Source organism: Pseudomonas sp. P7758, from assembly GCF_013386485.1.
GTDB lineage: Bacteria > Pseudomonadota > Gammaproteobacteria > Pseudomonadales > Pseudomonadaceae > Aquipseudomonas.
Map to the genome: position 1 here is coordinate 1 of NZ_JACARS010000079.1, position 514 is coordinate 514.

Genomic DNA, 514 nt, shown 5'->3' on the forward strand with positions numbered 1-514 from the left:
CCAGCAACCAACCCCCGCCCCGGTCCACCCGCGCGCCGCCCAGCCCGCCCAACAGGCCAAGCACGATGGCGATGGTCATCGCAATCGCCGTGGCTGCCAGGCCGATGAACAACGACTGGCGAGTACCATGGATCACCCGCGAAAAAATATCCCGCCCCGACTGATCGGTGCCGAACCAGTGGGCCAGGCTCGGCGAATGAAACGCATCGCGGGGCACGATGGCCAGCGGGTCGCTGTAGGCGAACAACTGCGGCACCAGCGCCGCGACGATCACCAGCAACAGAAAGGTAATCGCCAACAGCGGGCCGAGGCGCAGCGTGCGAGTGGTGCGCTGAATCCGCAGCGCGGGCAGCGGTGTTTCCAGGGTCAGGCCACTCATGCTGGAAGCTCCTGTTGGCGAGGGTCGACCCACAGGTACAGCAGGTCGACCAGAATATTGGCGAGCACGTAACCGGCGGCGACCACCAGGCTGATGCCGATGGTCAGCGGCAGGTCCTGGGCCTGCACCGCCTGG

Annotated in this window: 2 pseudogenes; both read right to left on the reverse strand. The window is 66.3% G+C overall.

The annotated features are described in order from the left end of the window. A pseudogene (locus HX873_RS17810) lies at nt 1-379 on the reverse strand (ABC transporter permease); the annotation flags it as partial. After that, nucleotides 376-514, reverse strand: a pseudogene (locus HX873_RS31815) (ABC transporter permease); the annotation flags it as partial. The pseudogenes HX873_RS31815 and HX873_RS17810, both read right to left, overlap by 4 nt.